This is a genomic window from Bacillus sp. JNUCC-21 (genome assembly GCF_041222765.1).
Classification (GTDB): domain Bacteria; phylum Bacillota; class Bacilli; order Bacillales; family Bacillaceae; genus Bacillus; species Bacillus velezensis.
Genome location: NZ_CP166019.1, coordinates 2,969,673 through 2,994,518 on the forward strand (window position 1 = coordinate 2,969,673; position 24,846 = coordinate 2,994,518).

Consider the following 24,846-nt stretch of genomic DNA (forward strand, 5'->3'; position numbering starts at 1 on the left):
TTAAAAAAGCAGATTCTTCCGTATCTTTATTGATAAGTAATACGGTCAACTGTTTCCCGGTCTAATTTTTTAATCACTTCTGTGATCAATTTTACCGTATTCTCATAATCATCCCGATGCAAAATAGCGGCATGAGTGTGAATGTAGCGCGTCGCGATCGTAATGGACAGCGCCGGCACTCCGTTTGCGGTTAAATGAATGGAACCTGAATCCGTGCCCCCTCCGGCAATGGAATCGAATTGATACGGAATTCCCGCTTCTTCCGCCGTGTTCACGACAAGGTCGCGCAGCCCTTTGTGAGATACCATTGACGCGTCATACAGAATAATTTGCGGCCCTTCGCCGATTTTGCTTTGCGCCTCTTTTTCGGAAATTCCCGGTGTATCTCCGGCAATTCCGACATCCACACCGAACGCGATATCAGGCTGGATCGTATGTGCCGCTGTTTTCGCCCCGCGCAGCCCGACTTCTTCCTGAACCGTTCCGACCCCGTATACTTCATTCGGATGATCGCTGTTTTTCAGTTTTTTTAATACATCGATGGCAATCGCACAGCCGATACGGTTGTCCCATGCTTTCGCCAATAAATGTTTTTCATTGTTCATCACTGTAAATTCAAAATACGGCACAATCTGGTCACCCGGAAGAACGCCCCATTCCATTGCTTCTTCACGGCTCGACGCCCCGATATCGATGAACATCTCTTTAATATCGGCGGCTTTTTTTCTGGCGTCAGGAGGCAGAATGTGAGGCGGTTTCGAACCGATGATCCCCGTGATGTCCCCTTTTTTTGTCACGACGGTGACGCGCTGGGCCAGCATGACCTGAGACCACCAGCCGCCGACGGTTTGAAAGCGGAGAAAGCCTTTATCAGTGATTTGCGTCACCATAAAACCGACTTCATCTAAATGCCCTGAGATCATGATTTTCGGACCGTTTTCTTTGCCCGTTTTTTTGGCGATTAAGCTTCCCAGCCGGTCTGTTGTGACATCATCAGCAAATGGTTCTATGTATGATTTCATCACTTGTCTTACTTCTCTCTCATTTCCCGGTATCCCTTTTGCATCCGTTAACGCTTTCAGCATGGTGAGCGTTTCATCTAATTTTGTCATCAATAAACCTCCTTTTTTTCACTACCCTTCTTATTATACAAAACCAATGCTGAAGCATACGATTAATTCGCCTGAAAAACGGGTAAATGTTTTTATCTATTTCTTTTAAAAAAATGAAACCTTTTGTTTTGTTTTTCGTATTACATCAGATCATGACAAAGGTGAGGAGGTGCCTTCACACATATGGCCATTACAGTATTGAGGATTGTCTTGCTTGCACTTCTTATTTATTTTATTTACATGGGCGTCAAATTCTACGCAAACCCGAAAAGAAGGCTCAGACTGGCGCAATCAAAAGAGAATTTTTATTTTATTGACGAACAGAAAAACACGCGAAAAAATCTCCAGCTTACTTATAAAGGAGTGCTCTTTGAAGGAGAAAAGCATATCCCTTCCAAAGATCATCCGCTGTTTATTCATACGATATTTGTATGGACCGAAAATCCGGAAAAGCTGAACCGCTTTTCTGCAGGTGATTTTGAAGAAGTCGAAAAAAAGGTATTGGAGCGGTACCCGAATTGCAAGATTGATTGGGACCAGCCCATCAAAAAAGCGAAAAAAGCAGGCGAGCGATAAGCTCTCCTGCTTTTTATTCTTTATACACCAAATACATCAGCACAAGGGCGGCTTCAGTGAGAAAAAGCAGCGGCACCCCGTATAAAAAGGATTTGTGTTTCGTTTTATGCCTGAAGGTGCGCATGCCGATCCATACGCCGAGTGAGCCGAACATGGCGGCTGTGAGCCATATTTGTTTCTCTGATATTCTCCACCTGTGCGCCTTTGCTCTTCTTTTATCAGCGCCCATGATCCAAAAGCCGTATCCGTTTATCAATACGGCGTAAATGAAGAGAGCCATTGATTGTCACCCTTTACGTAAAAAAACCGCTCCCGGAAAGAGAGCGGCTTTTTCAACTTACTTGTCTAACTGAGCTTTAGCAGCATCAGCAAGCTGATTGAAAGCAGTAAGATCGTTTACAGCAAGATCAGCAAGCATTTTGCGGTTTACTTCGATGCCTGAAAGCTTAAGACCGTGCATTAAACGGCTGTAAGAAAGACCGTTCATACGTGCAGCAGCGTTGATACGAGTGATCCAAAGCTTACGGAAATCACGTTTTTTCTGACGGCGGTCACGGAATGCATAGTTTCCTGATTTCATGACCTGCTGGTTTGCTACTTTGTATAATGTATGTTTTGAACCGAAATAACCTTTTGCTAATTTAAGAACCTTTTTACGACGCTTACGTGTAACAGTTCCGCCTTTTACTCTTGGCATTAGATTTCCCTCCTAATTGTTCCTTGTCCGATTACTTGATGTTGGCAAGCTGTTGTTTGATGCGTTTGAAGTCTCCTGCGCTCACAATAGCACCCTTGCGAAGCTTACGCTTTTGCTTTTGGGATTTGTTGGCGAATAAGTGACTTGTGTATGCATGAGAACGTTTTAACTTCCCAGAACCTGTCTTTTTAAAACGTTTAGCAGATCCGCGGTGAGTTTTCATTTTTGGCATGGGATTTCCTCCTTATTGCTTTTCGTTTTTCGGCGCGAGCATTAAGAACATGCTGCGGCCGTCCATTTTTGGTTTTGTTTCGACTGTCGCAACTTCCGCACATGCTTCAGAGAAACGGTCCAATACGCGCTGGCCGATTTCTTTATGAGTGATTGCGCGCCCTTTAAAGCGGATAGAAGCTTTCACTTTATCGCCTTTTTCAAGGAATTTAATCGCATTGCGCAATTTCGTGTTAAAGTCATGCTCATCGATCGTCGGACTTAATCTAACTTCTTTTAAGTTAATGATTTTTTGATTTTTGCGTGCTTCTTTGTCCTTTTTCTGCTGCTCGAATCTGAACTTACCGTAGTCCATGATGCGGCAGACAGGCGGTTTTGCATTTGCTGCAACTAACACAAGGTCAAGATTTGCGCGGCCGGCGATTTCAAGTGCTTCCTGACGGGACTTGATGCCGAGCTGATCGCCATTTTGTCCGATCAGACGAACTTCACGTGCACGGATACCCTCATTAACCAATTGATCTTTGCTAATAATGAGCCACCTCCATAGTTTCTTCGAATTGATTCACAACGCTTGTTGACTGCATTCTGCAGGCAAACAAAAAGTGCGGGCATGACAACACACCCACACTACGAACATCTGCATAAATAAAAATGTACGGTCAACCTGCCAACTACATGAATGTGTCAATCAGGTGAGAAGCGGGTGCCTCTGCTTGTGATTTATATTCAATTCAATAACTATTCTACACAATACCGGATCATTAGTCAAGAATGACTTCTCCGGATCAACTTTTTCATTTTAACACGATGCCATTGTGAGCGCAAGGAAAAATGTGAAATTTCGTTCTTTGCCGCACGCGGACGTGCCAACACAATAAAAAAACCCGGGTCTATGATCCGGGTTTATCCTCCGATGAGCTGAACGAATACCGGAATAACCAGCACCGTCACCACTCCTACGACGACAACCGCGATACTTGCCATTGCCGCTTCTACTTCCCCCATCTCAATACCGACCGCAACACCGAGTGCGTGTCCTGATGTGCCGAGAGCCAGTCCCTTAGAGATCGGGTGTTTCACTTTAAACAATTTTAAGAATAGAGCGCCCAGAGCATAGACGATAACGGCGTTGAAAATAACGGCGAAAGCGGTGATGTCGGTGATGCCGCCGATTCCTTTTGACAGCGGAAGGGCAATTGCCGTTGTCGCCGCCTGCGGAAGCATGCTTTTCATAACGGCTGCGTCAAGATGAATGCCTTTTGCGATCAAATAGACAATCGTGACTGAGCAGATAGAGCCGACAATGATAGAAGACATGATCTGCCACCAGTATTTTTTCAGTTTGTCACGCTGTTTGTATAAAGGGATCGCAAAAGCGATCGTCGCGGGCTCCAGGAAGAATTTAATAATGTCTCCCCCGCTTTTATAATCTTCATATGAAAAACCGCCGAGCTTCAGAAAAAGGATTCCAAGCACCATCGCGACAAACAGCGGGGTGAAGAGGAAAAAGCCTCTCGTTTTTTTAAATAAATACGTGCCGATGCCAAAGGCCGCAAGTGAAACGACAATACCGAAATATGGACTCATCCGATTTCCCTCCTAATGCTGCACAAGTTCTTTTTCCTGATTGGAACGGCGCACCGTTTGTTTTTCAGGGGCTGCCTTCTGACGTTTTTGGCTGACAGACAAGATCAGCTGAGAAAAAAGGCCCGTCGCCCCTAACAGAATGATGGTGGCGAGTAAAATGACGAGTGCGATCTGCACGCCGTACTGCTGCATGACGCCAAGTGAATTCATCACGGAGATGCCCGACGGGACAAATAAAAATCCGATCAGTGACGTTAATGATGTTCCCAGCGTTTCTACTTGTTCAAGCTTAATCACTTTCAGGCATAAGAGGACAAATAATAACACCAAACCTACTACGGAAGCGGGTATAGGAATGGGGACAATCGCTGCAATCCCATTAGATATGAGCATAATTACGGCAAAAATAAATGCTTGTGTCAGAAATCCGTACACTTTTTTCGCACTCATTTTCTTCACCTCTTTCTCTTTGTTAGGTCCATTATAAAAGAGAAATCGCCTTTTAAAGCGCTTTCATAACAAACGGCTGAATATTCATTCTGAAATGCAAAAAACGGCTGCTGAAATGCAAAAGCCGCCTCATATAATATGAAGCAGCTTTTTTAAGTCCTTGGCGTATGTACGGCTGACGGGAATTTTAGAGCCGTCTTTTAAGATAAGATTGTACGTCGAATTAAACCACGGATGAATTTCTGTAATATGCTCCGTATTCACGATGAACGCGCGGTGCACTCTCAAGAAACCCGTATCAGGCAGTTTTTTCTCAATGACCGCCAAAGTTTCGTGAACGGAATAAGACGCGGCAAACGTTTTAACGGAAACGTGTCCGTCCTCCATGCCGGCGAAAATAATGTCCTTCGTATCTAAAATGACAATAGATTCACCGGCTGATACAGCCAGTTTATGCGCTCCGGCTGCGGACGGCTGCTCTGAGACGGCTCCTGCCCTGTCCCGCTTCACTCTTTTAAACTTTCTGATCGTCTGGCGCACTCTTTCTTCATCAAAAGGCTTCGTTAAATAATCGAGCGCGTCGACTTCAAAGGCTTTTAAAGCAAATTGGTCATACGCCGTCGCAAAAACGACGGCCGGCGGATTTTTCATGTTTTTCAGCCGTTTGGCAATGTCAAATCCGTTTTCTCCTGACAAATCAACGTCCAAAAACAGCAGATCCGGTTTTTGATCCATCATACTGTCAAAAGCGGATTCAATATTTTCAGCTTCGTTTATGTCACTTACTTCATTCGTCCGTTTCAGCAAATAAGCTAATTCATCTCTTGCCAGCATTTCATCATCAACGATTAACACCTTCAGCATGTTCTTCTCCTTTAGTCATCAGTTTCAAAGGCAGCTCAAATGATACGTCCGTACCTTTGCCGGCCTCACTTTCCAATCGCAGGGCTGCTTTGGGGCCGAACAGCCCGATCAGCCGCTGATTTAAATTGTAAAGCGCGGTTCCCGTCCCTTCTTTAGACGGCAGCGGACGGTTTCCGAGCACGGACAGCAATTCCGGATCAATTCCCCGCCCGTTATCTCCAACCCGCATTAAAACCGACTGACCGGAGGATACCACGCTGACATTGACGGCACAGCTGTCCTGCTTTCTTGAAAATGCATGGCGGAGCGCATTTTCGACGAGAATCTGCAGCACAAAAGGAGGAATTTCGATGTCCTCCAAACCGCGTTCGATTTCAAGACTGATTTTATATTTCCCGGGAAAACGGGCCTGCTCCAATGATAAATACGCCTGCAGATGGTTCAGTTCTTTAGAAAGCGGGATGAGCAGCTGCCTTGCCCCCTGCAGATTGGAACGGAAATAGACGCTGAGCTGCAGCAGAAGCTTTCGGGTTTTTTCCACATCCGTACGGCAAAGAGCAGAAATCGTATTGATCGCATTAAACAGAAAATGCGGATTGACCTGTGCCTGAAGCGCCTTTATTTCTGCGTCTTTCAGCAATTTGCTCTGCAGTTCCGCCTCGCCGAGTTCAAGCTGGGTGGAAAACAGCATGGCGAGTCCTTCTGCAAGCTCTTCTTCAACCCGGCTTAAACCTGACGGGCTTTTAAAGTACATTTTCAGCGTCCCGATCGTATTGCCGTTTGACGTCAGCGGCAATACGATCGCCGCATGCAGCGGACAGGGATCGTGCGTGCATTCAATTTCTTCCTTTGATGTCGCTTTCATAATATGACCCGTTTTAATGACGCGTTTTGACAATCCGGTGATCAGGCTTTCAGACGGAATATGATGGTCGGCACCCGCGCCGACGTGCGCCAAAATCTTTTCGTTATCCGTAAGCGATACCGCGTCCGTTCCTGTTTGCCTGTGAATGATGGCGGCGACGCTTTTGCATGAGCTTTCATTCAGCCCCTGGCGGAAAAACGGAAGCGTCTGATCGGCAATCATCAGCACCCTATGGGTTTCAAGGGCTCTCGCCCGTTCTTCCTTCCGGATAATCGACTGAATGATCGAAAGAAAAATAAAAGTCCCTGACCCGTTTACCAATATCATCGGGATGCCGATGATGCTCACAAGCGTCCAAGCATCAGAAAACGGCTTGGCCATCAAGAGGATGAGCAGCATTTGCAGCGATTCCATTCCGAGTCCGACAAGCGCGGCCACCCGCGGTGTCGGCATCGCATAGCGTTTTCTGAAATACCGTCCGATCCATCCGGACAAAATGCCCGCTAAAACGGATGAGACGGCACAGCTGACTGCGGTCGCGCCGCCGAGTGATAAACGATGCAGGCCGGCCAGTATGCCGACGCCGATCCCCACATACGGGCCGCCTAAGAGTCCGCCGATTTCAACGCCCATAATTCTTGTATTGGCAATTGAACCGGACGGATTAATTTGAAACACCCAGTCATTATTCATGATTGTATTCCGCTGAATTTCTATTCCCGTATAGTTGCTGATGATACTGAACAGCGAGAAAATTGAAATCAGCACCGCTTTGCCTTTATAGCTCTCAGGCTGCTGGAGCGCCTGTCTGAACAATCTGGTATGAGCCAGAACAAATCCCAATATGACGATAATTCCGACTCTTTCCAGCATCATGATGATCAAATGCAGCATACTTTTCACCTGTTCTTTCAAATTTTATTTTATCACGTTTTAGAGCCTGAGACAGAATCTGACACAAACCTGCCTGTTTTTTTCAAATCATCTGAAAACAAATCTTTCACAGTCTATATATCTATTGTAGAATAAACGGGAGCCTTGCGGCAGAGAGTTTCAGAATATAACAAAGAGGAGAAGATCATGAAAGCCGTATTTTTTGATTTGGACGATACACTGTTATGGGATGAAAAAAGCGTCAGAACAACATTCAGGGAAACATGTTTACAAGCGGAAAAAAAATATGGCCTTGACCCGCATACATTTGAAGATGCGGTTCGGAAAGCGGCACGGGAATTGTATATGTCATACGAAACCTATCCTTATACGGTCATGATCGGCATTAATCCGTTTGAAGGATTGTGGGCGAATTTTTCCGAGCCGGTCAGCGAAGGATTTAAACAGCTGAATCGGATTGCGCCGGAATACAGACGAAACGCCTGGACGAACGGCTTAAAAAGCGTCGGTATAGACGATGCGGCTTACGGCGAATATTTGGCGGAGTTTTTCGCGGCGGAACGCAGACAGCGTCCGTACGTGTATGATGAAACGTTTGCGGTGCTTGATAAGCTGAAAGGTGTTTATGAATTGCTTCTTCTGACAAACGGCGATCCCAGCCTGCAGAAAGAAAAACTCGCCGGCGTTCCTGAGCTTGCGCCTTATTTTAATGAAATCGTCATCTCAGGCGCTTTCGGAAAAGGGAAACCCGACGCCTCCATATTCGAACATTGCCTCGGCCTCCTGAACCTGAAAAAAGAAGACGCCATTATGGTCGGAGATAACCTCAATACTGATATATTGGGAGCGAAACGGGCAGGCATTACGACAGTCTGGGTAAACCGGACGCAAAAGAAAAATGATACGGACATTGCGCCTGATTACGTGATCAGCGATCTTCACGAGCTGTTTGCGATTATAGAGAAACAAAAAGAAAGATAATTTTATACGCAAAAAAACCCCATTCTGAATGAACGGGGTTTTTTGTATTTCCGGTTATTTTTTCGCTTCGGCTACAGCCTTTTTCACAAAATCGTCCAATGAGACGGTTTCTGATTTCTGCTCGCCGTATTTCCGGACGTTTACCGCGCCGTTTTCCGCTTCTTGGTCACCGACCACAAGCATGTACGGGATTTTTTGCATTTGCGCTTCACGGATTTTATAGCCGATTTTCTCATCCCGGCTGTCAAGCTCGACACGCAGGCCTTCACGCTGCAGGCGCTCCTGCACTTTTTTCGCATAATCAAGATGCACGGACGGTGATACAGGAATGACTTGGAATTGCACCGGCGCAAGCCATGTCGGAAGGGCGCCTTTGTGCTCTTCGATTAAGAAAGCAACGAAACGCTCCATCGTTGACACGACGCCGCGGTGAATAACGACAGGACGGTGCTGTTTGCCGTCTTCTCCGACGTAAGTGAGATCAAAGCGTTCCGGAAGAAGGAAGTCAAGCTGTACAGTTGACAATGTCTCTTCTTTGCCGATCGCCGTTTTCACCTGCACGTCAAGCTTAGGGCCGTAAAACGCCGCTTCGCCTTCCGCTTCATAGTAGTCGTGCCCCATCTCATCCATTGCCGCTTTCAGCATGGACTGCGCTTTGTTCCACATCTCATCATCATCAAAATATTTTTCCGTATCTTCAGGATCGCGGTAAGACAGGCGGAATGTGTAATCATTCAGGCCGAAGTCTTCGTATACGTCTTGAATCAAACGGACCGTGCGGATGAATTCTTCTTTAATCTGGTCAGGGCGGACGAAAATGTGCGCGTCATTTAACGTCATGCCGCGTACGCGCTGAAGACCTGAAAGCGCCCCGGACATTTCATAACGATGCATCGTTCCCAGCTCTGCGATGCGGATCGGAAGCTCGCGGTAGCTGTGAATGTCCTGTTTGTAAATCATCATATGGTGAGGACAGTTCATCGGACGGAGCACGAGTGTTTCATTGTCCATTTCCATCGGCGGGAACATCGTATCCTGATAATGATCCCAGTGCCCTGATGTTTCGTACAGGTCTTTGCTTCCGAGAACAGGCGTATAGACGTGCTCATAACCGAGGCTCAGCTCTTTATCCACAATGTAGCGCTCGATCACGCGGCGGATGGTTGCGCCTTTCGGCAGCCAGAGCGGCAGGCCTTGTCCGACTTTTTGAGAGTTGGCGAACAATTTTAATTCTTTGCCCAGTTTTCGGTGGTCACGTTCTTTCGCTTCTTCAAGCATCCGCAAATGCTCTTTCAGGTCATCCTTTTTAAAGAAGGCCGTGCCGTAAATGCGCTGAAGCATTTGGTTTTTGCTGTCGCCGCGCCAGTATGCGCCCGCAAGGCTCAGCAGCTTAAATTCTTTAATTTTGCCTGTAGACGGCACGTGCACGCCGCGGCACAGGTCAAAAAATTCGCCCTGCTCATAAATGGAGACCGTTTCGTCTTCAGGGATGGCATCCAGCAGTTCAAGCTTCAGATTATCGCCGATTTCCGCAAACATGGCTTTTGCTTCATCACGGCTCACTTCTTTTCGGATAATCGGCAGATTTTCACCGACGATGCGTTTCATTTCTTTTTCAATCTTCGGAAGGTCATCCGGCGTCAGCGCCTGCTCCATTTCAACGTCATAATAGAACCCGTTTTCAATGACGGGGCCGACTCCGAATTTCACATCTTTATAAATGCGTTTAATCGCCTGGGCCAATAAATGCGCCGTGCTGTGCCGCATGATGTTCAAGCCTTCTTCTGTGCCTTCTGTAATGATTTCTACGGCACCATCCTCTTGAATCGGCGTTCTTAAATCAATTTCCTGTCCGTTCAGTTTTCCGGCTAAAGACTTTTTCTTTAATCCCGGACTGATGGATGCCGCGATATCTTCTGTTGTTGTTCCTTTCGGAAATTCCTTTACCGCTCCGTCCGGAAATGTGATGTTGATCATATCTGACATCTTCGTCACTCCTTTTTTTATGCAAATCAAAAACCCCGCCCCCTATGAAAGGGACGAGGTTAAATAAACGGAATCGTGGTTCCACCCTTTTTTCCGCGCGGCCGATTGTTTCGGCACCTGCGGCTCTAAACTCTGTAACGGGAGTTCCCGTCAGCTATTACTGGCGCTTCTCCCGGCGTTCACAGCTGAAGTTCAAAGGCGGTAAAGACAATGATCCATAGCTGGAAAGCTTTCAGCCTGGGCTCTCCTCTCTTATAAAGCCGGTATCAATGCTTCATGTCCTTATCAATACGTGTAGCAATCATTAATCTTTTATGTATTATAAAATGTCTGTGAGAAAAATGCAACTCGGTTTTCCGTCTGATTTCGCAAAGACAGCCCTGCCGCTTACACAAGGCCGTCCGTGCGGCTATCCTTCCGTCTTCTCGGCGGCAAACGCGCCCAGCGGAAAAAGGCGCACCCTCTCCTGAAACACGTTTTGAATCGTTCTGGACATCATATGCTCCGGTTTGTCCGTATACAGTTCTACCGTCTCAGGCGCAATGGAGATCAGCGGCGCAAGGAGATGGGAATCTATATACATCGGGTGCTCCCGCACAAACCGTCTGTCTATGTATTTTTTCTGTTCCCGTTCTGACAAATAGCGCAGCTCCCACAGCGTAAAAGCCCGGTCATGTACGATGCGGACTTTCTTCATCCGCGGCGGATTGGATGTCACATAATCTCTCAGAGACTGGATAAAGTTTTGATATTCCTGTTCCATCCGGTATTCATCTATCGCAGCCTCCGCGTATTCTCTGAGCCGCTCATAATACCTGCCGAGCCGGAACGTCTGAAACGAACGCACGGAAAAAACACCCGCATCAAGTGAAATCGTCCGGAGCGCATCTGAAATAAACTGTGTGCGCGGCTCTTTCTTCGGCTCGAACGGATGATCCTCAAGCTCTCCTTCCATAATGCTGTGTGCAAGCTGAAGGATTTGCTGCTGTTCATCCTGATCGGTGAAGCAGTATGCGTCCTCAATAAGCGAAAGCATATGCTCGTCTTCTTTGCATTCCAAAAAAAACCTGACAAGTATCGGCTCAATAAAGCGCTGAACGCAAAAAGCCGTTTCAGACCTTGCGATTCCGACTTTTTTTATGCCTTCACGGACAATAAAATGTCTCCGGTCGTCCGATTGCTGAATGAGATGTAAAAAAGCGGCGGTATCGTGGTCATCTTCAAAGATCACTTCAAGCATATTTGTCCCCCCTTACGGCATCTGTTACAAGTATATGGGGGATGTTTTTAAAATAGACGTAAAGGTTAGCTTTCACCGCCGAACAAATGACGCACCTTCTTTTTAAATATAACGGGAAGCGATAAAAATACGATGTAAAGACAGATCACGCCGAGTACGGTCAGCACATTGCCGGACATAAAGCTCGCGCCGAGCACATTCAGGACGATCGTCCCCGGAATGATGCCCGCTGCGGTCGCCAAAAAATACGTCATCGGCCTGACTTTCGATAGGCCCGCGGCATAGCTGATCACATCAAAGTTAACAGGCAGAATACGCAGGATAAAAATATAAAAGAAGCCATTGGTTTTCATCTGCTTTTGAATGACTTCCATTTTTCCATGGCGGCTTTTCTCATTAAAGGCAAACAGCCCCGCCGCAAAAAAAGACGCGGCGGCAGCGCCCATTGAGCCCGCCAGCGTATACACGGTGCCGAAAAACGGGCCGAACGCCAATCCTCCGGCGACGGAAACGATTGATACGGGAAACAGCACAAAAGGCCTGACGATGGAAATTCCGATAAACACAAGCGGCGCAAAAACACCGAACGATAATACCCACAGCCGGATCTCCTTAGGCGACAGATTCAGATATTTGCGGTTTGCCCACAGCAAAAGGCCCGCTCCCGCCGCAGCCGCAGCCCAAGTGACAGCCTTCTTATTCCTCATTCCCTCAAATCCTTCCCATTGGACGCCGGCATCATGAACGGCGGCGGTTTTCCCCGTCAAGACGGACGGGCGAAGCCAAATATAAAATCCGCTCCATCAGTCTTGCCGCTTTTACTTCTTCCTTTTCTCCCCGCTGTGAATACGTAAAATGATGCTTCAGCTCGTCAGGTGAGAAATTAGACGAGAAGAAAGTGGGAAGCTGCTGGCTCATTCTGTGCTGAAGCACGGTGCCGATGACCTCATCTCTGACCCAGCTTGTCATTGACTCCGCTCCGATGTCATCAAGCATCAATACGGGCGTCGTTTTCACCATATTCAGTTTCGCCTCCAACGACTGATCCTGGAGCGAGTTTTTCAGCTCTCTGACAAATTCGGGAACATATACGATCATTGATGAATACTCTTTTTCCGCCAGTTCGTTAGCAATGGCGGCTAAAATAAATGTCTTTCCGATTCCGAATTTTCCGTACAGATACAGCCCTTTGCCTTTTCCTGTTTCATTATAGCTCTTCAGAAAATCCGTCACATGCTGGAAAATGCCGACTCTGCTCGGATCGGTAATGTCGATCTGCTGAAACGTCGCGCCGAGAAGATCCTGCTGGATATACATGCTCTTCATCAGGGACTTTTGCCTTTTCTGGCGGTCGAGCTTTCTCTTTTCCGGACATTCGTAATATTCAATATCGATGGAACGCCCGTTGATCACAAGCTTCGGATGATAGCCTTCAAGCAGGCTGTTCGTCCGGCTGTCTTTCGAACAGAAGGCGCACTGTTTGCTTTGCTGAACGAATTCGTACAGTTTATTTAACCCTCTGTCAATCATGCTTTGATCAATTACATCTTTCTGTTCCTTCAAAAAAGCCTGGACGTCTTCGTCGGCCATGACTTGCTGCTGCATTCGTTCCAGGCGTTTTTGAAAGTCAGGTCTTTTCGTCACGCCTTCTAAGGATCGGCTGATCGGTTCCATTCAATATCACCCCGCTTCTCTGTCTCAATAGGCAGAGTATTTTTTCAGTTTTTTCATTTCTTCCATCATTTTTTTCTTCTGTTCCTCAAGATCCTGCGCGGAAAGAGCCGGCTGTTCTTGTTTCTTCCCGGTTTCTTCTTCTTTCATCCAATCAGGACGCTTTTCTTCCCGGACGGTTTTTTTGCCGCGCGCCGCGCCGTTTGTTTTGCCGTCCGCCCAATCAAGATATTGCCTGTGCTCTTCTATTGCGAGCTTCATTGCTTCCCGTACCGTTTTGACTTTCTTTCTGGCCCAGTGGGCGGCGATTTTTTGGATATAGTTTTTGGACAGCTTCATATCCGTTTTCAGCATGACATAATAAATCAGCACATTGGTGACGCCGGGCTCAAGCTTTTGTTCGAACATAATATCGGCGATAATCTGCAAGTCGGCTTTTGACGGCTCGGTCCCGTCCGCAATGTCCTGAAGAAGCTTTCTCGGTGATATGGTCTCAAGCTGTGCGATGAGTTCGCCGTTCAATGAATCGTCCTTTTCCGTCCGGTTTTCTCTCAAAGTGACAGGCTGTGTTTTATCAATCAGTTCCGGAAGCTTACCGCTTCTTTCAATTTGGTACCAGTCGCTGGCCGCTTTCCTCAGCGCTTCGGCCGTTATCGTATCCTGTTCATTAATTGCGGTCATGACGACGTGCTGCATGGAGATAGGATCTATTCCGTATAAATATGAAAGCTTTTTAATGCTCTCCCGCACGTCCTGCGTGATTGATTTACGCGGTATCATCGTTTCTGACAGTCCCGCCATGAAAAGCTCAAAATCAAATACTTCCTCCGTCACCGTATAGGAAGGCGCTTGTCCGACAGACGCCGTCTCATAGTCCTCGGGGAGCTTCATCGCCTCTTCCATATCAGGCGTCATTTTCCATTCACTCGGCTGAAAAGAGGCAAAGGCGTGATTAAACGGACGGGTAATTTCCCTTGCGTCCGCGCCGACGGAAGGGTGCGTGTAAAATTGTCTCAGCTGCTGGTATTTCGTTTTACCGACTCTGTTATAAAGAAAGACATTCATCATGCCGTCTTCAAAAAAATCATTCGGTCTGAGCGGGGGCAGCAGCTCATAAATAAACATCCGCTCTTTTTGCTCGGACTCCCGGATATACACTTTCAGCAGCCCGATTCCTTCAAGCTTTCCCTGTTCATGATGAATCTTTTTTAAATTTGACTGCATCATGCCCATCAGCTGCCTGTGCGTGGATTCCGCTCCCCACAAGCGGTTCTGCTCAAGCTCCCCCCATAAGGTCATATAAAGGGAGAATGCAAAAGAACCGATCAGCGGCTGGTACAGATGTGTCAAAACCTGTCTGTCGACATCCTGAAGAAGCGAACGGCTTTTGACCGTATAAGGATCTACAGGCAATACGTCATTCCAATAGTCAGCCATGATTCTCAAACCTTCCGATATGTTTCTACTCTCATTTTACACCGTTTCTGCGATCTATCAAATGCCAATTTTGCTCATGAGAAAAGAGCCAGACACAATCTCTTAGCTCTCTCAGCGTTCTTTCTTTATTAAATCTTTCAATTCATCGATAAACACGTTTATATCCTTAAACTGCCGGTAGACGGAGGCAAAGCGGACATAAGACACCTCATCGATTTTCGCCAGACGGTCCATTACCATTTCTCCGACAAGTTCGCTTTTGACTTCAGATACACCTTGGTTTCTCAGCTCTTTTTCAATGTCAAAGCACATGTCTTCCAATGTTTTTAAAGGAACGGGCCTTTTTTCACAAGCTTTAATTAACCCGCGCAGCATTTTTTCACGGCTGAATTCTTCCCGGACGCCTTCTTTTTTCACGACGATCAGAGGCATCTCTTCAAACTTCTCAAATGTAGTGAAGCGGTAATGGCAGGCTTCGCATTCCCGCCTTCTGCGGATTGATTTCCCTTCGTCCGCAGGCCGTGAATCAAGTACGCGGGAACCGTTGTGCTGGCATGAAGGACATTTCAAATTGGATCAGCTCCCATCTGTTTCGTTGCTGTAATGCGGTTCGCAAGCTTCCGGTAAATGCCCGCCAACGTTTCTAGGATGAGCCTATTTGTTGGGAGAGCCGATAGACCGGCCTTATCTTTTCTATTTTACAAAAAAAATGCTTAAAGAAAAAGCAATGCTGTTTTTTTACATTAGAAAAGGAGCATCAGCTTCAAAGCGCGTAATGGCTTTTTCAGCTTAGCTCCCTTGTGTTTGCGTTTTGAAAATTACAGTACTTTCGCTTGTGCCTGTTTAATCTGTACAGGCCCCATTCCTCTCGGTATTTCAATGTTTTCTCTTGTATCTGCATGTAATGCGTCCGCAATGTAATCCGCAGCCACATTAGGATCCAGGTCTCCACAAGTATAAACATCAATGCTTGCATATCCGTGTTCAGGAAAACTGTGAATCGTTAAATGTGACTCAGAGATAATAACGACTCCGCTTACGCCTTGCGGTGCAAATTTGTGAAATGCGACCTCGCGCACTTCAGCTCCTGATTTCAAAGCAGCATTTACAAACGTTTTTTCAATAAAATCCATGTCATTGAGCTTATCAAAATCGCATCCCCACAGCTCGGAGATGACGTGACGCCCCATTGTTTCCATAATCATGGACCCCCCTTAACAAGAATTAAAAAAGTGAATTTCCGAGAACTGACCCGGCCATTTACCACGGGGGAAAGTTAGTCCGGAGAGGTCCTAACCCTTTAAGTAATTCCGAAGCAGTCACGAGCAAGAAGTTCACGAAAGATAGTATACTGTGTTTAAGTTTATTTTGCAAGGTGTGTTTTTTGCGAATATGCCGTTAAGGGTTTTTTTCTAACAAATGTCCATGATCTTTAGTCTACACAGCTGACGGGTGTTTCATTCGCGCGGCGACGTGACGGATAAGATCAACGACCCGGCAGGAATATCCCCATTCATTGTCATACCAGGCGAGCACCTTTACTTTTCGGTCTTCCATCACCATCGTTGTCAGTCCGTCGATGATCGCAGAGTGTGAATTCGTATTATAATCCGAAGAAACGAGCGGCTCATCCGAATAATCAAGAATTCCGTACATCGACGTTTTTGCGGCTCTTTGGAAAGCGGCGTTTACTTGCTCGGCCGACACATCTGTTTTCAGATCGCAGACAAGGTCCACTAATGACACATTCGGAACGGGAACACGCAAAGCGAGACCGTGAAGTTTTCCTTTCAAATGAGGCAGCACGAGCGACAGCGCTTTGGCGGCGCCTGTAGAAGTCGGAATGATGGATTCTCCGCAGGCTCTCGCCCTCCGCAGATCTTTATGCGGATTGTCGATATTTTTTTGATCATTCGTGTAAGCGTGAACAGTCGTCATCAGGCCGCTTTCAATCCCGAATTCCTGATCAAGCACTTTGACGACCGGCGCAAGACAGTTTGTCGTGCAGGATGCATTTGAAATAATGACATGTTCATCGGGATTGAACTGCTCTTCATTTACTCCCATGACAATGGTAACGTCTTCATTTTTGCCCGGGGCCGTTAAAATGACTTTTTTCGCCCCTGCTTCAATATGGCTCATCGCTTTTTCTTTTGAATTAAATTTCCCCGTTGCCTCTACGACGATGTCTATTCCGCATTCTTTCCACGGAAGCTCTCTCGGGTCCCGGCGATTGAACAGCATAATATGTTTTCCGTTGACGATCAGACTGTCGTCGGAGGTCTCAACTTCTTGATCGTATTTGCCGTGAATTGTGTCATACTTTATCAAATGAGCAAGCGTTTCCGGGGGATAGCTTGCATTAATGGCTGTTATTTGAATTTGATCATCTTCCATTGCTTTTCTGAACACCATTCTTCCGATTCTTCCAAACCCGTTGATTGCTACTTTTACCTTCATGCTCAGGTCACCCCTTTTTAATATGCCACTCTAATTTACCTTTATTTATATATAGTATAACACATTAAAAGAAATCCGCCAGTACAACTTGATAAAAATCCACCCTTATACCGATCAATATGTTGTTCAATCGGTTTTTTTGCATATAAAATGATCTTTCTTCCATAAAAAAAGCAGGATCAGCGTCTCAGGCTGCCTGCTTTTTTCTTATATTTGTCCCGGTTCTTTAAATTTGTCATTTAAAATGCTGTCCTCTAAAACGGAAGACACCTCGCCGTACCGTTTAGCAATATGCATCGCGCCCCAGTCGCACAGCGCGTTTAAAATTCTTTCCAGACTGTGCCCGTATTCACTCAGCTCGTATTCCACTTTCGGCGGCACCTGATTGTACACGATCCGGTTGATGACGCCGTCAGCTTCCAGCTCCCGCAATTGCTGTGTCAGCATCTTCTGGGTGATGTCCGGCATAAGCCGCTTCAATTCGCTTGTCCGTTTTTTCCCGCGCATGAGGTGGCAGAGGATCACACACTTCCATTTTCCGCCGATCACTTCAAGCGCCGCCTCTACGGATATATTGTATTTTTTCTTCAGCAACGGTAATTCCTCCTCATCTATAGGAACTAAAAAGTGCCTACGGCACTTAAAAGTACGTTCTTTTCAATGACACTTCTATCGATCATAATGACATTTGCCGGCTGAAAAGGAATGTACTCTTATACTTATATCGTTTACCCGGCATCATTTCAACCATACATTATCGTTCAAGGAGGAAAACAGATGTCTTCACATCGCCAAAGCTATTTACCAGCGCTGCTGGCATTAGCCGTCAGCGCTTTTGCGATCGGCACAACCGAATTTATCAGCGTCGGGCTGCTGCCGCTTATATCTCAAGATCTGCATATACCTGTGACAACGGCGGGACTTACCGTTTCCATGTATGCTCTGGGCGTGACATTCGGCGCGCCGGTTTTAACGTCTCTCACATCCGGCATGTCGCGGAAAACGCTGCTGCTCTGGGTGATGTTAATTTTTATCGCCGGAAATACACTCGCAGCGAGCGCTTCCTCAATCGGCGTCTTACTGGCGGCACGGGTTATTTCGGCTTTTTCCCACGGCATTTTCATGTCAATCGGGGCAACAATCGCCGCCAATATCGTGCCGGAGCATAAAAGAGCAAGCGCGATTTCCATCATGTTCACGGGGCTGACGGTGGCTACGGTGACCGGCGTTCCGTTCGGCACCTATCTCGGCCAGCAATTCGGATGGAGAATCGCATTTGCCGTCATTGTGGCGGTAGGAATCATCGCATTCCTCACAAACGCGCTCCTCGTTCCGTCGCATTTGCGCAAAGGGACGAAAACCGCATTTTCCGAGCAGGTCAAACTCGTCACAAACGGCCGGTTATTGCTTTTATTTATCATTACCGCGTTAGGCTACGGCGGAACGTTTGTCGTGTTTACGTATTTATCTCCGCTTCTTCAGGAGGTAACCGGTTTTCAGAAAGAAACCGTCGCGGCCATCCTGCTCGTTTACGGAATTGCGATTGCCATCGGAAACATGATTGGCGGCCGTTTATCAAACCGAAATCCGCTGAAAGCCTTGTTTTATATGTTCATTGTCCATGCTGCTGTGCTGTTTGTTCTGACTTTTACCGCACCGTTTAAAACAGCCGGGCTGATCACCATTATTTTCATGGGGCTGTTGGCGTTTATGAATGTGCCGGGGCTTCAGGTATATGTTGTGATGCTGAGTGAACGTTTTGCGCCAAGCGCCGTTGATACAGCATCAGCCTTAAATATCGCGGCATTTAATGCCGGAATCGCGATCGGCTCATTTGCCGGCGGAATCATTACAGACTCAATCGGAATCATTCATACCGCTTGGATCGGGGCGCTGATGGTGCTCAGCGCGGTCGTATTAACCGGATGGAGCAGGAAGCTTGAAAAGCGGGATCGCACTGCCCTTGAAAGGAGGTGAGTTTTTCTTCAGCGCATTTTGATTGTTTCAACAGACAACTAATAGGAGGAATATATACATGACAACACATTTACAAGCAAAAGCAACATTGCATAACGGAGTAGAGATGCCTTGGTTCGGCATCGGAGTTTTCAAAGTAGAGGAAGGCGCGGAACTCGTCAACGCGGTGAAAACGGCATTGGTGCACGGCTATCGCAGCGTTGATACCGCCGCGATTTACGGAAATGAAGAAGGTGTCGGCGAAGGCATCCGCCAAGGGCTGCAAGAAGCGGGATTAAAACGTGAAGACATTTTTGTCACGTCAAAAGTATGGAATGCCGATTTAGGATATGAAGAAACGTTAAAAGCGTTTGACACAAGCTTAGAAAAACTCGGTTTAGATTATTTGGATTTATATTTGATCCATTGGCCTGTCGAAGGAAAGTACATCGATGCGTGGCGGGCGCTCGAAACTCTCTACCGGGATGGACGCATTAAGGCGATCGGGGTCAGCAATTTCCAAATTCACCATCTGAAACATCTCATGAAAGAGACGGAAATCAAGCCGATGATCAACCAGGTGGAGTACCATCCTCGTCTGACACAGAAAGAACTGCTTGCTTTCTGTACTGAACAAGACATTCAGCTTGAAGCGTGGTCGCCATTGATGCAAGGGCAGCTGCTTGATCACCCCGTCTTACAGGAGATCGCTGAGAAGTACGGCAAATCAGCCGCTCAAGTGATTTTGCGCTGGGATTTGCAGAACGGTGTCATCACCATTCCGAAATCAACGAAAAAACACCGTATTGAAGAAAATGCAAATGTCTTTGATTTCGAACTGTCAGCTGACGATATAAAGCGGATTGATGATCTGAACGAAAACCTCCGTGTCGGTCCTGATCCTGACAATTTTGATTTTTAACCAGAAAAACACCGTTCGGCTTTCCGAACGGTGTTTGTTTATGCCCAGCTGCTCAATATTTCCTCCAGCTGATGCTTCGTATATTCAAGACTGCCGCTGTTATCAATGACGGCGTCAGCTTTTTTTGTTTTGTCCGCTAAAGGCATTTGCGACGTTATCCGGCTCATCGCTTCTTCTTCTGTAAGGGAATTCCGCTTCATCAGCCGTTTGAGCTGAATGTCTGCCGGTACGGTGACGACGAGCACTTTGCCGACCAGATAGTCAAGCCCGCTTTCATACAAAAGCGGTATATCCAAAACGACGAACTGCTCTTTTCGCGCAACGGCTTCATCCCGCTGATTCAGCATTTCCGCACGTACCGCCGGATGAACGATCTGATTCAGCTTCAGACGCTTCTGTTCGTCAGTGAAAACGATAGAACCGAGTTTTTTTCTGTCGATACCGCCATTTTCCAGAAGGATGTCTTTTCCGAATGCTTCCACAATTTGTCCGTAAGCCGGCATTCCTTTTTCCACCGCCTGTTTTGCGATGACATCCGCATCAATGACTGTTATTTTTTTGTCGATCAGCATACGCGCTACCGTGCTTTTGCCGCTTGCGATGCCTCCCGTTAAACCGATGACCAAGCTCAAAAAGCCCACTCCTTCTTACATTTTCCAAATCCCGATGATAATCAGCAGGACTCCCGGCAAAAATGTCATTTTATCTATCCAATTCCATCTTGAAAGCAAATGCCCCGCGTTTATGCCGAGTGAAACAAACAGCGAGCTCATCAGCCCGACAGTCACGCTCATCATAACCGGAGAAAAGCCGAGAATGGCCGCTCCCAGCCCGGCGCCAAACGCGTCAATGGATAAGGCGATACCGAGCAGAAGCGCCTCGACTCCGTTAATGGTTCCGGATTGATCAATATCGGCGCTGGTCGGTTTTTTCAAAATATGAATGACGATGCCGAGCGATTTCACTTCAAGATTAAGTAACGTTTTTTCATGCAATAAGTAATCCGGCTCTTTAGCCGGTTTGAAAAATTGCCAGATGACCCATGCCCCGATTCCGATTAAGATCAGCCCGCCCAGTTTTTCCGTGACGGATACGGGAAAAATCTTTGTCAGAAAATGGCCGATCAGCATGGATATAAACATCACAGAGGCTGAACAGCAAGCGATCACGGCAATCGCTTTGAACGGGATTTTCATTTTTCTCAAACCATACGTAAACCCGACTGAAAAACTGTCCAAGCTGACAGCAAAAGCCAAAAGCAGCAAAGAAACAATCTCCATATCCGTTTCTCCCTTTCTCTTGATCGGCAATTGTGACATATGCCTATTGGGTGAATCACAATATATATATGGAGAAAGGTCATCAACTGTGTTAGAAAAAAGTCATTCTGCTGCCGCCTGCTTGAACCGCTTCAGTTTATGATTTTTTTTGGCAGCGGGCGCAAAAATGCGTCCCCCTTCCGCCGACCACGATTTTAGAAATCATCGTGCCGCACGTTTTGCACGGTTCATCCTTTTTGCCGTATACGTAATGTTTGAGCTGAAACATTCCGATTTCCCCTTGAGAATTGATATAAGACCGGACGGTGCTCCCGCCCGCGTCAATCGCTTCCTGAAGGGTGTCTTTAATTTCTGTATGAAGCGTTTTTATCTGCCCGTCTGACAGACTGCTCGCTTTTGTCTCAGGATGAACACGCGCCCGGAATAAAGCTTCATCGACATAAATATTGCCGAGGCCGACGATCGCTTTTTGGTCGAGCAGGGCTGTTTTCACCGCGCGGTTCGTTTTTGCAAGCCGCTCTTTTAAATAAGCAGCGGTAAATGATTCATCATCGGGTTCGGGCCCGAGCTGTGAAAGCGGTAATGCATTCTGTTCCTCTCCCGGCGCAAACAAATGCATCGTGCCGAATTTCCGGACATCCCGGTAGCGGAGCTGTGTTCCGTCCGTCATGTGAAACACGACGTGCACATGTTTATCGTCAGGCTCATCGGCCTGATGAAGACCGTATTTCCCCTCCATCCGCAGGTGGGACACCATGACATAATGATCCAGATGGAAAAGCAAAAACTTTCCCCTTCTTCCGATGGATCGGATTGTTTCTCCTGCAATCTGCCGCGCGAATTCCTCCGGCTCGGCGGGTTTTTTGATGATATTCGGCCACCTGATATCCGCCGATTCAATCGTTTTCCCCTTCACAAGACCGGTCAGAGTGCGCCGGACCGTTTCAACTTCTGGTAATTCCGGCACAATCATCACTTCCTTTTTTTCTGTTTATTTTGCATCGTACCAAGACGGCCCTGAAGCATAATCCGCCTTCAGCGGCACGTCTAATGCCAAAGCATGCTCCATCACTTCAGGAACCAGCTTCTCTAATATTTCAATTTCTTCCTTAGGCGCTTCAAAAATCAATTCATCGTGCACCTGAAGCAGCAGTCGCGCCTTCAGGTTTTTCTCTTTTAGCTCAGCTGCCATGTCAATCATGGCTTTTTTAATAATATCGGCGGCGCTTCCCTGAATCGGCGTATTCATGGCCGTCCGTTCCGCAAAGCTCCGCAGGTTGAAGTTGCGGCTGGTCAGCTCAGGAATATAGCGGCGGCGCTGCATAAGTGTCGTGACATATCCTTTTTGCTTCGCTTCCTGCACCGATTCTTCCATATATGCCTTGACGCCCGGGAAGCTCTCCAAATAGCGGTCTATAAAAGCGCCCGCTTCTTTCCGGGTGATGCCGAGGTTTTGCGACAGCCCGTAATCACTGATGCCGTAAACAATGCCGAAATTGACGGCCTTTGCCTGGCGGCGCATCGCTTGTGTCACTTCATCTTCACTGACATGAAACACGTCCATGGCGGTTTTTGTGTGAATGTCCATGTCATTCGTAAACGCTTCGATCAGATTTTCATCTTTTGAAATATGCGCAAGCACCCTTAATTCAATTTGTGAATAATCGGCGGCGAAAATAAGCCAGTCCGGTTCGGACGGTACGAAAGCCTGACGGATTTTCCGCCCTTCCTCCAGCCGGATCGGAATATTTTGCAGGTTCGGGTCCGTTGAGCTGAGGCGTCCGGTTTGAGTCAACGCCTGATTGAACCGTGTATGCACCTTATGAGAATCCTTGCGCGTGACCTTCAGCAGCCCTTCAATATAAGTCGATTGGAGTTTGCCGATTTGTCTGTATTGCAGAATGTGCGCGACGATATCATGTTTGTCTGCGAGCTTCTCAAGCACATCAGCTGAAGTGGAATAGCCTGTTTTTGTTTTCTTTACTGGCGGCAGGCCGAGCTTTTCAAACAGAATGACGCCGAGCTGTTTTGGTGAATTGATGTTAAACGGCTCACCGGCGATGTCATGGATTTTTTCTTCATATTCTTTCAGCTTTGCCTTGAGCTCTTCGCCCATTCGCTTCAGTCTTTCAACATCCACTTTGACGCCCATTGATTCCATTTCTCCGAGAATTAGCGCAAGCGGGAGTTCGAGATCTTCATATAATTCAAGCTGATTATTTTCTTCCAAAGCGTCGAGCAGTTTGTCACGGAGGCTGTTAACAGCAGACGCTTTCCGCGCGAGATGATCGGCAAGCTCTTTTTCAGCCGGAACGGCGCGCTTTGCGCCTTTTCCGTATACCGCTTCATCTTTTGAAACGATATTCAGCCCGTATTCTTTCGCTACGCTCGCGACATCGTCGTACGAATTGCCCGGGTTTATAATGTAGGCAGCAAGAAGTGCGTCAAATTCCGTTCCCTTCAGCTCAATTCCCTGCCAGCGCAAAGCGACGACGGAACGTTTGCTGTCGAACACCCATTTTTTCATCGATTCATCTTCAGCCCAAGATTTAAAAGCTTCAGACTGAATGGCGATTTCTTTCGGAATATAATAAAGACCTGTTTCATTCACGATGGAAAAGCCGAGGATCGGTTCTTCGTGATAGTTATCACCGATTTGTTCGACCACCAAAGCGGACGGTGAAACGAGCATATCTTCGGTGATTTCTTCTGCCGTTTCGACATTGATGTCTTCAAAATTTTCTTCCGCCGTTTCCCCGCTTTCTTCACCGAGCCGCTCAAGAAGCGTATTAAAACCCAGGTCTTTAAAAATGGCAACAACTTGTTCACGGTCAAACCCTTGGTAATCTAAATCTTCGGGCTTGACTTCAATCGGCGCATTTGTCATAATCGTCGCCAGCTCTTTGCTCATCAGGGCTTGTTCCTTATATTCTTCAAGCTTTTCTTTTAATTTTTTTCCGCTGACTTCATCAATGGAATCAAGCAGTTTCTCAACCGAATGGAACTGCTTTAAAAGCTTAATCGCGGTTTTTTCTCCGACGCCGGGGACGCCCGGTATGTTATCGGATGAATCCCCCATTAATCCCTTCATATCAATGATTTGCAAAGGGGTCAGACCGTACTTTTCTTGCACGTGCTCCGGCGTGTAATCTTCCACGTCGGTAATGCCTTTTCTCGTAATGGCAACGGTCGTTTTCCCGGTTGCAAGCTGGGTTAAGTCCTTGTCCCCCGAAACTACCTTTACTTCGAAGCCTTCTTTTTCAGCAGATACGGCAAGGGTGCCGATAATATCGTCCGCTTCATATTCAGGAAGCTCGTAGCGGCTGATGTTATAGGCATCAAGGAGCTCGCGGATGAACGGCATCTGTTCTGAAAGCTCCGGCGGCGTTTTTTGTCTTCCGCCTTTATATTCTTTAAACGTGCTGTGGCGGAAAGTGGTTTTTCCCGCATCAAAAGCCACCAGCATGTGGGTTGGCTTTTCATCTTCCAGCATTTTCATTAAAATCATCGCAAACCCGTATACGGCATTTGTATGGATGCCTTTTTCATTGCTTAAAAGCGGCAATGCAAAAAACGCCCGGTACGCCAGACTGTTTCCGTCGACAAGCACTAATTTTTTTCGTTCCGTCATTCA

26 protein-coding genes and 1 other annotated feature are annotated in these 24,846 nt (G+C 46.9%); of the genes, 4 read left to right on the forward strand and 22 right to left on the reverse strand.

Features of this window, described 5'->3' with window-relative positions:
- Positions 1-26: 26 nt before the first annotated feature.
- A complete protein-coding gene (locus JNUCC21_RS14950; RefSeq protein WP_163114039.1) occupies positions 27-1,112 on the reverse strand; it encodes a M42 family metallopeptidase in 1,086 nt (361 codons plus the stop codon).
- Positions 1,113-1,295: 183 nt separating this feature from the next.
- Here JNUCC21_RS14950 and JNUCC21_RS14955 point away from each other — a divergent pair, with 183 nt between their 5' ends.
- On the forward strand, positions 1,296-1,688 hold the full coding sequence (locus tag JNUCC21_RS14955; RefSeq protein WP_007408095.1) for a hypothetical protein: 393 nt from the start codon (positions 1,296-1,298) through the stop codon (positions 1,686-1,688).
- Between the two features lie 13 nt (positions 1,689-1,701).
- On the opposite strand, the gene JNUCC21_RS14960 is transcribed toward JNUCC21_RS14955, so the two are convergent.
- From JNUCC21_RS14960 to JNUCC21_RS14995, 8 genes are all read right to left on the reverse strand, one after another.
- Positions 1,702-1,968, reverse strand: coding sequence for a DUF1294 domain-containing protein (locus tag JNUCC21_RS14960; RefSeq protein WP_025285088.1), 267 nt, complete (start codon positions 1,966-1,968; stop codon positions 1,702-1,704).
- 57 nt (positions 1,969-2,025) lie between these two features.
- Positions 2,026-2,385, reverse strand: coding sequence for a 50S ribosomal protein L20 (gene rplT / locus JNUCC21_RS14965; protein ID WP_003152495.1), 360 nt, complete (start codon positions 2,383-2,385; stop codon positions 2,026-2,028).
- A gap of 31 nt (positions 2,386-2,416) precedes the next feature.
- Complete coding sequence (gene rpmI / locus JNUCC21_RS14970; protein ID WP_003152493.1) at positions 2,417-2,617, reverse strand: 50S ribosomal protein L35; 201 nt, start codon at positions 2,615-2,617, stop codon at positions 2,417-2,419.
- A 12-nt stretch (positions 2,618-2,629) separates the two neighbouring features.
- Positions 2,630-3,151, reverse strand: a complete 522-nt coding sequence (gene infC, locus JNUCC21_RS14975) for a translation initiation factor IF-3 (RefSeq protein WP_071543361.1) — start codon at positions 3,149-3,151, stop codon at positions 2,630-2,632.
- 58 nt (positions 3,152-3,209) lie between these two features.
- Positions 3,210-3,340, reverse strand: a sequence feature (ribosomal protein L20 leader region).
- Positions 3,341-3,522: 182 nt separating this feature from the next.
- Positions 3,523-4,206, reverse strand: coding sequence for an antiholin-like protein LrgB (lrgB, locus tag JNUCC21_RS14980; RefSeq protein WP_007408093.1), 684 nt, complete (start codon positions 4,204-4,206; stop codon positions 3,523-3,525).
- 12 nt (positions 4,207-4,218) lie between these two features.
- Positions 4,219-4,656, reverse strand: coding sequence for an antiholin-like murein hydrolase modulator LrgA (lrgA, locus tag JNUCC21_RS14985; protein ID WP_007408092.1), 438 nt, complete (start codon positions 4,654-4,656; stop codon positions 4,219-4,221).
- A 129-nt stretch (positions 4,657-4,785) separates the two neighbouring features.
- Positions 4,786-5,520 carry a LytTR family DNA-binding domain-containing protein gene (locus JNUCC21_RS14990; RefSeq protein WP_007408091.1) on the reverse strand — a complete coding sequence of 245 codons (735 nt, stop codon included), beginning with the start codon at positions 5,518-5,520 and terminating at the stop codon, positions 4,786-4,788.
- Positions 5,498-7,279 carry a LytS/YhcK type 5TM receptor domain-containing protein gene (locus JNUCC21_RS14995; protein ID WP_369878288.1) on the reverse strand — a complete coding sequence of 594 codons (1,782 nt, stop codon included), beginning with the start codon at positions 7,277-7,279 and terminating at the stop codon, positions 5,498-5,500. The genes JNUCC21_RS14990 and JNUCC21_RS14995 overlap by 23 nt, the downstream gene beginning before the upstream one ends.
- A 186-nt stretch (positions 7,280-7,465) precedes the next feature.
- Between JNUCC21_RS14995 and JNUCC21_RS15000 the strand changes: the two genes are divergently transcribed.
- Positions 7,466-8,260 carry an HAD family hydrolase gene (locus JNUCC21_RS15000; protein ID WP_015240354.1) on the forward strand — a complete coding sequence of 265 codons (795 nt, stop codon included), beginning with the start codon at positions 7,466-7,468 and terminating at the stop codon, positions 8,258-8,260.
- Between the two features lie 54 nt (positions 8,261-8,314).
- Here JNUCC21_RS15000 and thrS read toward each other — a convergent pair whose 3' ends face one another.
- From thrS to JNUCC21_RS15045, 9 genes are all read right to left on the reverse strand, one after another.
- On the reverse strand, positions 8,315-10,246 hold the full coding sequence (thrS, locus tag JNUCC21_RS15005) for a threonine--tRNA ligase (RefSeq protein ID WP_012118154.1): 1,932 nt from the start codon (positions 10,244-10,246) through the stop codon (positions 8,315-8,317).
- Between the two features lie 409 nt (positions 10,247-10,655).
- A complete protein-coding gene (gene ytxC / locus JNUCC21_RS15010; protein WP_014418606.1) occupies positions 10,656-11,486 on the reverse strand; it encodes a putative sporulation protein YtxC in 831 nt (276 codons plus the stop codon).
- Positions 11,487-11,551: 65 nt separating this feature from the next.
- The gene (locus JNUCC21_RS15015) at positions 11,552-12,193 is read right to left on the reverse strand and encodes a TVP38/TMEM64 family protein (RefSeq protein WP_053573225.1); all 642 of its coding nucleotides are present in this window, start codon (positions 12,191-12,193) and stop codon (positions 11,552-11,554) included.
- Positions 12,194-12,224: 31 nt separating this feature from the next.
- On the reverse strand, positions 12,225-13,160 hold the full coding sequence (gene dnaI / locus JNUCC21_RS15020) for a primosomal protein DnaI (protein WP_015417980.1): 936 nt from the start codon (positions 13,158-13,160) through the stop codon (positions 12,225-12,227).
- 24 nt (positions 13,161-13,184) lie between these two features.
- A complete protein-coding gene (locus tag JNUCC21_RS15025; RefSeq protein WP_150941346.1) occupies positions 13,185-14,594 on the reverse strand; it encodes a replication initiation and membrane attachment family protein in 1,410 nt (469 codons plus the stop codon).
- A gap of 111 nt (positions 14,595-14,705) precedes the next feature.
- Positions 14,706-15,164, reverse strand: a complete 459-nt coding sequence (gene nrdR, locus JNUCC21_RS15030; RefSeq protein WP_003152473.1) for a transcriptional regulator NrdR — start codon at positions 15,162-15,164, stop codon at positions 14,706-14,708.
- 248 nt (positions 15,165-15,412) lie between these two features.
- Entirely contained in the window at positions 15,413-15,793 is a 381-nt protein-coding gene (speD, locus tag JNUCC21_RS15035) for an adenosylmethionine decarboxylase (protein WP_003152471.1), read from the reverse strand.
- Positions 15,794-16,031: 238 nt separating this feature from the next.
- Positions 16,032-17,054, reverse strand: coding sequence for a glyceraldehyde-3-phosphate dehydrogenase (locus JNUCC21_RS15040; RefSeq protein WP_007408083.1), 1,023 nt, complete (start codon positions 17,052-17,054; stop codon positions 16,032-16,034).
- Positions 17,055-17,261: 207 nt separating this feature from the next.
- Positions 17,262-17,648 (reverse strand): helix-turn-helix domain-containing protein, encoded by a 387-nt coding sequence (locus JNUCC21_RS15045; RefSeq protein ID WP_003152469.1) that lies wholly within the window; start codon positions 17,646-17,648, stop codon positions 17,262-17,264.
- Between the two features lie 183 nt (positions 17,649-17,831).
- Here JNUCC21_RS15045 and JNUCC21_RS15050 point away from each other — a divergent pair, with 183 nt between their 5' ends.
- Both JNUCC21_RS15050 and JNUCC21_RS15055 read left to right on the forward strand, forming a co-directional pair.
- Positions 17,832-19,031, forward strand: a complete 1,200-nt coding sequence (locus tag JNUCC21_RS15050) for an MFS transporter (RefSeq protein WP_015240361.1) — start codon at positions 17,832-17,834, stop codon at positions 19,029-19,031.
- Between the two features lie 58 nt (positions 19,032-19,089).
- A complete protein-coding gene (locus JNUCC21_RS15055) occupies positions 19,090-19,932 on the forward strand; it encodes an aldo/keto reductase (protein WP_015240362.1) in 843 nt (280 codons plus the stop codon).
- Between the two features lie 38 nt (positions 19,933-19,970).
- Here JNUCC21_RS15055 and coaE read toward each other — a convergent pair whose 3' ends face one another.
- The 4 genes from coaE to polA form a co-directional block, all read right to left on the reverse strand.
- Positions 19,971-20,564, reverse strand: coding sequence for a dephospho-CoA kinase (coaE, locus tag JNUCC21_RS15060; RefSeq protein ID WP_015240363.1), 594 nt, complete (start codon positions 20,562-20,564; stop codon positions 19,971-19,973).
- 15 nt (positions 20,565-20,579) lie between these two features.
- Entirely contained in the window at positions 20,580-21,212 is a 633-nt protein-coding gene (gene ytaF / locus JNUCC21_RS15065; RefSeq protein WP_003152461.1) for a sporulation membrane protein YtaF, read from the reverse strand.
- 136 nt (positions 21,213-21,348) lie between these two features.
- Positions 21,349-22,179, reverse strand: coding sequence for a DNA-formamidopyrimidine glycosylase (gene mutM / locus JNUCC21_RS15070; RefSeq protein ID WP_150123258.1), 831 nt, complete (start codon positions 22,177-22,179; stop codon positions 21,349-21,351).
- A gap of 24 nt (positions 22,180-22,203) precedes the next feature.
- Positions 22,204-24,843 carry a DNA polymerase I gene (gene polA, locus JNUCC21_RS15075; protein ID WP_042635413.1) on the reverse strand — a complete coding sequence of 880 codons (2,640 nt, stop codon included), beginning with the start codon at positions 24,841-24,843 and terminating at the stop codon, positions 22,204-22,206.
- Positions 24,844-24,846 lie beyond the last annotated feature (3 nt).

Coding starts and splice junctions, on each gene's coding strand:
- JNUCC21_RS15025 (WP_150941346.1), bottom strand. CDS start 14,594: ATGGCTGACTATTGGAATGACGTATTGCCTGTAGATCCTTATACGGTC.
- speD (WP_003152471.1), bottom strand. CDS start 15,793: ATGGAAACAATGGGGCGTCACGTCATCTCCGAGCTGTGGGGATGCGAT.
- JNUCC21_RS15015 (WP_053573225.1), bottom strand. CDS start 12,193: ATGAGGAATAAGAAGGCTGTCACTTGGGCTGCGGCTGCGGCGGGAGCG.
- JNUCC21_RS14960 (WP_025285088.1), bottom strand. CDS start 1,968: ATGGCTCTCTTCATTTACGCCGTATTGATAAACGGATACGGCTTTTGG.
- rplT (WP_003152495.1), bottom strand. CDS start 2,385: ATGCCAAGAGTAAAAGGCGGAACTGTTACACGTAAGCGTCGTAAAAAG.
- JNUCC21_RS14995 (WP_369878288.1), bottom strand. CDS start 7,279: ATGCTGCATTTGATCATCATGATGCTGGAAAGAGTCGGAATTATCGTC.
- JNUCC21_RS15000 (WP_015240354.1), top strand. CDS start 7,466: ATGAAAGCCGTATTTTTTGATTTGGACGATACACTGTTATGGGATGAA.
- thrS (WP_012118154.1), bottom strand. CDS start 10,246: ATGTCAGATATGATCAACATCACATTTCCGGACGGAGCGGTAAAGGAA.
- JNUCC21_RS14955 (WP_007408095.1), top strand. CDS start 1,296: ATGGCCATTACAGTATTGAGGATTGTCTTGCTTGCACTTCTTATTTAT.
- lrgB (WP_007408093.1), bottom strand. CDS start 4,206: ATGAGTCCATATTTCGGTATTGTCGTTTCACTTGCGGCCTTTGGCATC.
- dnaI (WP_015417980.1), bottom strand. CDS start 13,160: ATGGAACCGATCAGCCGATCCTTAGAAGGCGTGACGAAAAGACCTGAC.
- JNUCC21_RS15055 (WP_015240362.1), top strand. CDS start 19,090: ATGACAACACATTTACAAGCAAAAGCAACATTGCATAACGGAGTAGAG.
- rpmI (WP_003152493.1), bottom strand. CDS start 2,617: ATGCCAAAAATGAAAACTCACCGCGGATCTGCTAAACGTTTTAAAAAG.
- JNUCC21_RS14990 (WP_007408091.1), bottom strand. CDS start 5,520: ATGCTGAAGGTGTTAATCGTTGATGATGAAATGCTGGCAAGAGATGAA.
- lrgA (WP_007408092.1), bottom strand. CDS start 4,656: ATGAGTGCGAAAAAAGTGTACGGATTTCTGACACAAGCATTTATTTTT.
- JNUCC21_RS15040 (WP_007408083.1), bottom strand. CDS start 17,054: ATGAAGGTAAAAGTAGCAATCAACGGGTTTGGAAGAATCGGAAGAATG.
- ytxC (WP_014418606.1), bottom strand. CDS start 11,486: ATGCTTGAAGTGATCTTTGAAGATGACCACGATACCGCCGCTTTTTTA.
- ytaF (WP_003152461.1), bottom strand. CDS start 21,212: ATGGAGATTGTTTCTTTGCTGCTTTTGGCTTTTGCTGTCAGCTTGGAC.
- JNUCC21_RS14950 (WP_163114039.1), bottom strand. CDS start 1,112: ATGACAAAATTAGATGAAACGCTCACCATGCTGAAAGCGTTAACGGAT.
- JNUCC21_RS15050 (WP_015240361.1), top strand. CDS start 17,832: ATGTCTTCACATCGCCAAAGCTATTTACCAGCGCTGCTGGCATTAGCC.
- polA (WP_042635413.1), bottom strand. CDS start 24,843: ATGACGGAACGAAAAAAATTAGTGCTTGTCGACGGAAACAGTCTGGCG.